This window comes from Cellulomonas pasadenensis (genome assembly GCF_047229365.1).
GTDB lineage: Bacteria > Actinomycetota > Actinomycetes > Actinomycetales > Cellulomonadaceae > Cellulomonas.
This window is the reverse complement of the sequence record NZ_JBFTEP010000186.1, coordinates 1-5,325: the sequence shown is the minus strand read 5'-3', so window position 1 is coordinate 5,325 and position 5,325 is coordinate 1. Positions and strand designations below refer to the sequence as shown.

General features: G+C 77.1%; 6 protein-coding genes and 1 tRNA gene. 4 read left to right on the top strand and 3 right to left on the bottom strand.

Features of this window, described 5'->3' with window-relative positions:
- Window positions 1–723, bottom strand: a 723-nt coding sequence (locus AB6N23_RS17075) for an ABC transporter permease (protein ID WP_412867174.1), incomplete at its 3' end; no start/stop codon positions are given.
- 225 nt (window positions 724–948) lie between these two features.
- Here AB6N23_RS17075 and AB6N23_RS17070 point away from each other — a divergent pair.
- From AB6N23_RS17070 to AB6N23_RS17060, 3 genes are all read left to right on the top strand, one after another.
- Entirely contained in the window at window positions 949–1,983 is a 1,035-nt protein-coding gene (locus AB6N23_RS17070) for an ABC transporter ATP-binding protein (RefSeq protein ID WP_412867175.1), read from the top strand.
- 58 nt (window positions 1,984–2,041) lie between these two features.
- Complete coding sequence (locus AB6N23_RS17065; protein WP_412867173.1) at window positions 2,042–2,965, top strand: ATP-grasp domain-containing protein; 924 nt, start codon at window positions 2,042–2,044, stop codon at window positions 2,963–2,965.
- A gap of 118 nt (window positions 2,966–3,083) precedes the next feature.
- A tRNA-His gene (locus tag AB6N23_RS17060) sits at window positions 3,084–3,157 on the top strand.
- Window positions 3,158–3,283: 126 nt separating this feature from the next.
- Here AB6N23_RS17060 and orn read toward each other — a convergent pair.
- On the bottom strand, window positions 3,284–3,874 hold the full coding sequence (gene orn, locus AB6N23_RS17055; protein ID WP_489672012.1) for an oligoribonuclease: 591 nt from the start codon (window positions 3,872–3,874) through the stop codon (window positions 3,284–3,286).
- A 144-nt stretch (window positions 3,875–4,018) separates the two neighbouring features.
- Window positions 4,019–4,324 carry a hypothetical protein gene (locus tag AB6N23_RS17050; protein ID WP_412867171.1) on the bottom strand — a complete coding sequence of 102 codons (306 nt, stop codon included), beginning with the start codon at window positions 4,322–4,324 and terminating at the stop codon, window positions 4,019–4,021.
- Window positions 4,325–4,709: 385 nt separating this feature from the next.
- Between AB6N23_RS17050 and AB6N23_RS17045 the strand changes: the two genes are divergently transcribed.
- The coding region (locus AB6N23_RS17045; RefSeq protein ID WP_412867170.1) for a cohesin domain-containing protein at window positions 4,710–5,325 on the top strand (616 nt) is incomplete at its 3' end.

The following is a 5,325-nucleotide window of genomic DNA, read 5'->3' as shown; positions in this document are numbered from 1 at the left end:
CGCCGCGAGACCGCCCGCGACCGCGACGCCGGGCGCCGCGCCACCGCGCCGCCCGGACGACCGGTGCCAGGGCGTGAGCAGCCGGCCGAGCGCCGCGAGCAGCACGTCGGCCACGAGCGCCAGCAGCAGGCACAGGACCGTCGCGGAGACGACCTCGGCGCGGTAGCTGCTGCGGAAGCCCCGGAACATGAGCTGGCCCAGGCCGCCGTAGCCGACCACGACGCCGACCGTGACCAGCGCCACCGTGCTGACGGTCGCGAGCCGCAGTCCCGTCACGACGGCCGGCACGGCCTGCGGCAGCTCCACCGCGAGCAGCATCCGCACCCGGCCGAAGCCCATGCCGCGGGCGGCGTCCCGCACCGCCGGGTCGACGCCCTGCAGCCCGACGAGCACGTTGCGCACGAGCACGAGCAGCGCGTAGACGACGAGCCCGATGAGCACCGTCGTCCGGCCGATGCCGGTGTACGGCGCGAGGACCGCGAACAGCGCGAGGGACGGCACGGTGTACAGGACGCCCGTGCCGGCGAGCACGACCCCCGCGAGCCGGGGGCGCACGTGCGCGAGCGCCGCGAGCGGCAGCGCGACCACCAGGGCGATCAGCACCGCCTGCGCCGTCAGCGTCGCGTGCTGCTCGAGGTAGCGCAGCACGTCGCTCCCGTTGCGCTCGAGGTACGTCCACGAGAACCACGGGTTGGCGGCGGCGACGACCGGGCCGGCAGGCACGGCGCCGACGCTACTGGCCGGGTCCGACAGCCGCGCGCGCAGCCTCCCGGCGCCGGGCCTCGCCCCGGACCGGCCCCGGCCCCGCCCGAGGTCCGCGGTCGCGGGTGTCGGAGGGCACCAGTAGCGTCCGACGGCGTGACGGATCACGAGAGCCGTGCGACCCTCTCCCCGCGCGCCCCGGCGCCCGCCGCGGGCGCCGCCCCCGCCCCTGCCGCGCCCGCCGCCATCACGTTCGACGCGGTCCGCAAGGAGTACGCCGGCGCCGTGGCGGTGGACGACCTGACCCTCGCCGTGCGCCCGGGGGAGATGCTCGTGCTCGTCGGCCCGTCCGGCTGCGGCAAGTCGACGACCCTGCGCATGGCCAACCGCCTCGTCGAGCCGACCGCGGGCCGCATCCTCCTCGGCGACGAGGACGTGACGCGGGTCGACCCGGTCGCGCTGCGCCGGCGGATCGGGTACGTCATCCAGGACGTCGGCCTGTTCCCGCACCGCACGGTCGCGCAGAACGTCGCCACCGTGCCGGGGCTGCTCGGCTGGGACCGCGCCCGCACGCGGCGCCGCGTCGACGAGCTGCTCGAGCTGGTCGGGCTGGCCCCCGACCGGTACGCCCGCCGCTGGCCGCACGAGCTCTCGGGCGGCGAGCGCCAGCGCGTCGGCGTGGCGCGCGCGCTCGCGGCGGACCCGCCGGTCCTGCTCATGGACGAGCCGTTCGGCGCGGTCGACCCCGTGGGGCGTGCACGCCTGCAGTCGGAGTTCCTGCGGCTCCAGCGCGAGCTCGGCACCACGGTGATGATGGTCACGCACGACGTCGACGAGGCGGTGCGCATGGCCGACCGGGTCGTCGTGCTGAGCCGTGCCGCCCACGTCGAGCAGCTCGCGCCCCCGCTGGACGTCGTCGCCCGGCCGGCGTCCCCCGCGGTCGCCGACCTCGTGGGGCGGGGCAGGACCGCGCGCCTGCTCGCGCTGGGCCGGCTCGAGCCGGGCGACCTCGTGGCGGCCCCCGTCGCGTCCGCGGACGCGACGGACGTCGCCCCGACCGGCGGCGACGCGGTCCGGCTGGGTGCGGAGCTCGGCGACGTCGTGGCCGCGCTCGCCGGCGCGGCGGACGCGCCCGGCACGCGGCCCACGGCGCTCCCGGTGGTGGACGACGGGCGCGTGGTGGGGACCGTGACGGCCGACGCGGTGGTGCGGGCCCTGCACCGCCTCACGGCCGCCGACGCCGCGGCGGACGGGCCCGCAGGACGGGCCGGCCGGCCGTGACCTCGGGCGTCATCGTCCGGTCGTCACGCCGTCACACGCCGTGGGTACAGTGCCCCTCGTGAGCGAACCCACCGCACGCCTCGCCCTCGCGACCTGCGCCGAGCTGCCGGAGCTCGACCCCGACGACCACCTGCTCCGTGACGCCCTGGCGGCGCGCGGCGTGGCGTCGGACGTCGTGGTCTGGGACGACCCGACGGTCGACTGGGGTGCGTACCCGCACGTGCTGATCCGCTCGACGTGGGACTACACGGACCGCCCCGCGCAGTTCGCCGACTGGACGCGGCGCGTGGAGCGGACGTCGACGCTGCTGAACCCGTCGGACGTCGTCGCGTGGAACATCGACAAGACGTACCTGCGCGACCTCGAGCAGCGCGGCATCCCGATCGTGCCGACGATCTGGCTCGACCCCGAGCGGCAGATGAACTCGCGGGCCATCCACACGCGGTTCCCGGCGTTCGGCGACTTCGTCATCAAGCCCACCGTCAGCGCCGGCTCGCGCGACACCGGTCGGTACGACGCGGGGGAGACCCCGTCGCGCTCGCTGGCGATCACCCACGCCAAGAACCTGCTCGCGGTGGGCCGGCACGTGATGCTGCAGCGCTACCTCACGCGCGTCGACACCGAGGGCGAGACCGCCCTCGTGTACGTGGACGGGCAGTTCAGCCACTCGGTCCGCAAGGGCCCCCTGCTCGAGGGGCCGTACCGGGCCGCCGACGCCGAGGGCGTGCTCTACCGGGACGAGGCGATGACGCCGCGCGACGCGACGGAGGCGGAGCGTGCCCTCGCGGACCGCGTGGTCGCCGCGATCGCCGAGATCTTCCCGGACCGGTCGCCGCTGCTGTACACGCGCGTCGACCTCATCCCCGACGACGAGGGCGAGCCCGTCGTGCTCGAGGTGGAGCTCACCGAGCCGTCGTTCTTCTTCGCGCAGGCGGACGGCGCGGCGGAGCGTTTCGCGGACGCGGTGGCCGTACGCCTGTGACGGCGCCCACGTCGTGGAAGGCGGGCGAGCGTGCCTGCACAGCCGTGCGGCTCCGCTATGCTTTCTCTCGGCCCGCCGCGGGAGCGGACGGCCGGGACGCGTCCGCGCGTCCGACGTGGTGGCTATAGCTCAGCCTGGTAGAGCACCTGGTTGTGGTCCAGGGGGTCGCGGGTTCAAGTCCCGTTAGCCACCCTCTCGCAGGGCGTCGGTCTTCGGACCGGCGCCCTGCGTCATTTCCCCGGGGGGGACGGAGCCGCCACCGGCACGGTCGCGCGGCTGGGCACGGCCGCCGCGTCCACGACCGTGCCCGTGCACCCGTCAGGGCGCGAGCACCCCGCGCTTGACGCTCGTCGCGACGACGTCGGCGGCCACGCGCCGGGCGGTCGCGGAGTCGGGACCGGGCGCCGCGGGCATGAGCGCCGCACGGTAGTACCGCAGCTCGTCGATGCTCTCGAGGATGTCGGCGAGGGCGCGGTGGCCGCCGTTCTTCGCCGGCGCCGCGAAGTACACGCGGGGGTACCAGCGCCGGGCGAGCTCCTTGATCGACGACACGTCGACGACGCGGTAGTGCAGGTACCCGACGAGCTCGGGCATGTCGCGCTCGAGGAACGCCTTGTCGGTGCCGACGGAGTTGCCCGCGAGCGGCGCCTTGCCCGCGTCGGGCACCCACTGCCGCACGTACGCGAGGACCTGCTCCTGCGCCTCCTCCAGCGTCACGCCGTGCTCGAGCGCGGGCAGCAGCCCGGACGTCGTGTGCATCGTGCGGACGAAGTCGCCCATCTGCTCGAGCGCGGCCGGCGGGGGCGCGACGACGACGTCGACGCCGTCACCGAGGACGCGGAGCTCCGAGTCGGTGACGACCGCGGCGACCTCGACCAGCGCGTCGTGCTCGAGGTCGAGCCCGGTCATCTCGCAGTCGATCCACACGATGCGGTCGGCGCTCGTGTGCGCCGCTGCAGGCGCGGGGGCCGCGGGGGCGGCTGCGGCGTCGGTGGGGTCGCTGCTGGGGGAGGTGCCTGCGGTGCTCACGCCGGACAGCGTAGGGCGCGAGGGTCAGCGGTCGTCGGACCGCGGCCCGGGCGCGGACCCGCGCGGCGGCGGTCCGGGCGGCCCGTCGGCGTGCGGTGCCGGGGCCGGGACGGTGGCGGCGAGGGCCGCGGCGACGACGACGAGCACGCCGGCGCCCGCCGCGAGGGCGCGGGCCGAGGTGCCGGTGATGCCGGCCCAGCCGAGGACGACGAGCACGACGGCGCCCGTGACGGCGCCGAGCGCGGCACGCCCCGCCCAGCGCAGGACCGCGCGCCCGAGGCGCCGCGGCCAGGGTGCGGGCGGCTGACCGCCACCGGCGTGCCGCCCCATCAGCTGTGCCGCCCCATCAGGTGCGCCTCCGCATCGCGCGCGGCGCCCCGCTCCCGCGTGCCGCGCGGACGGCGCGGCGGGCGGCGGACCGGGTCATGGGCGTCATCGTGGCACGACCGGCGGGGGCGCGAGGGCACGGTTCCGCCCGGGCACCGACGACGACGACGCGCTCACGACGACGCGGACGGGGCGGGGCGCGTCCGCGTCGCCGGTGATGCCCGGACGCGTCACGCGCCGGTGACACGGCGCCGGCCGCGGTCGTGCGGCGGCAACGCCCGGGCAACCGGACCGAAACGCGGCGCTGCGAGCCTGCGGAGGCGCAGGGGGCGCGTCCACGGCCGTACCGGTCCACCGGTGCGCCGTACCGTTCCGAGAGGACCTGCCCATGCGTGACCGCATCCCGAGGTCGAGCCTGCGACGAGGCGCCCTGCGCGCCGCCGTCGTCGCGCTCGGCCTGACCCTCGCCACCGCGGGCGCCGCCGTCGCCGCGCCCGCCGCCGACGAGGTGGCCCTCACGGTCACGCCCGAGGTGACAGCCGGCGGGACCGTCGACGTGCGGCTGGAGCTGCGCGGCACCGCCGACGTCTTCGCCTACGAGGCGACGCTCGCCCTCGACCCGGCGCTGCTCGCGTTCGACGCCGTGACGGCCACGCCCGACGGCGGGTTCGACGACGTCACCGAGGCGGCGGGCACCGTGACGCTGCGGCACACGCGGCTCGGCACGTCGCCCGCGCTGTCCGGCACCGTGCCGGCGACCACCCTGCGCCTGCGCGCCCTCGCCGCGGGCACGGCGACCGTGGCGGTCCGCACCGTGACCCTCGTCGGCACGGACGGCACCACCACGACCCTCACCGACGCGGCCGCCGCGACGGTCGCCGTCGCCGCGGCGCCCGTCCCGTCGCCCACGGCGACCCCTGCGCCGACCACGGCACCGACCACCGCGCCGGTCACCGCCCCGCCGGCGGGCGGCGTCGCTGCCCCCGGCGTGCCGACCCCGTCAC

Coding starts and splice junctions, on each gene's coding strand:
- orn (WP_489672012.1), bottom strand. CDS start 3,874: ATGACCGGGCTCGACCTCGAGCACGACGCGCTGGTCGAGGTCGCCGCG.
- AB6N23_RS17050 (WP_412867171.1), bottom strand. CDS start 4,324: ATGGGGCGGCACGCCGGTGGCGGTCAGCCGCCCGCACCCTGGCCGCGG.